The 1,082-nt window shown below is 76.0% G+C and carries 1 protein-coding gene and 1 pseudogene; one reads left to right on the forward strand and one right to left on the reverse strand.

Going from position 1 to position 1,082, the window contains the following annotated elements; translation table 11 throughout:
- Positions 1 to 734: type VII secretion integral membrane protein EccD (gene eccD / locus ACWEVO_RS37020; protein WP_452312024.1), on the forward strand; the 734-nt coding region annotated here is incomplete at its 5' end.
- Here the strand turns inward: eccD and ACWEVO_RS37025 are convergent.
- Positions 718 to 1,082 (reverse strand): annotated as a pseudogene (locus ACWEVO_RS37025) (type VII secretion protein EccE); the annotation flags it as partial. The gene eccD and the pseudogene ACWEVO_RS37025 overlap by 17 nt on opposite strands.

Below are 1,082 nucleotides of genomic sequence, written 5' to 3' on the forward strand. Positions count from 1 at the left end.
GCGCGGTCGCCGCGCTCTCCGTCGGCGACCGGCTGCCGCTCTTCCTCGGCGCGGTCGCGGTGGGCGTGGCCGTCGGCATCGGGGCGGCGCTCTGCCTGGCCTTCGGCATCGGCGCGGCGGCCGCCGCGGCGGTCGTCGCCACGATCGCGTTCGCCGCCCTTCCGGCGCTGCCGATGGTCTCCTACCGGCTGGCCCGGCTGCCGGTGCCGTCGATCCCGACCGGCCCGGACGACCTGAAGACCGACACCGAGTCGGTGGACGGCCCGCAGGTGCTGCGCAACAGCGAACGGGCCGACGCGTTCCTCACCGGTCTGCTGTGGACGGTGTCGGTGCTGGTCCTCGGCGGCCAGCTGGTGCTGGCCGACAACGGCCGGCTGCCGTCGGTACTGCTCTGCCTGGTGCTGGCCCTGCTCTCGCTGCTGCGCGCCCGCCCGTTCATCGGCCGGGCCCAGCGCACCCCGGTGCTGCTGGCCGGCACGGTCGGACTCGCGCTGGCCGCCGCGGCGACCTTCGGCGCCGGCTCGCTGCCGGTGCGGCTCGGGCTGATCCTGGGCGGGCTGCTGCTGGCCGCGCTGATCAGCCTGATCTACGGGCTGACCGTGGCGGGCAAGCGGATCTCGCCGGTCTGGGGACGCACCCTGGACATCGTCGAGATCCTGCTGATCGTCGCCCTGGTGCCGCTGGCCGTCTGGGTCTGCGGCCTCTACGGCTGGATCGTCAACCTTCGACCGTGACCGTGCCCATCGCGCTGGCCACCGGCGCGGTGGCGTAGACACCCGGGCCGTGCTGCCCGTCCAGCGGGCGGGCCGGCACGCCCGACCGCTTCGCCACGTCCCGGACGACCTTCACCAGCTCGGCGGCATGCCCGTCCATCGCCGCCACCCGCAGCAGCGGGGGCACCCGGCGGCCACCGGGGAGCACCACCGCGGCGACCGTGTGCGACGGGGCCGAGGTGGCGGTCACCGCGTCCACCAGCGCCCCGAGCGAGGCGTTGGGGCGGGGCCGCAGGGCGAGGCAGCGCTGGGTCCAGCCGCCACCGCTGAGGCTGGTCCAGCTCTCCACCGGGGCCTGCGGCGCGAGGT

The sequence above is a fragment of the Micromonospora sp. NPDC003776 genome (assembly GCF_053605645.1).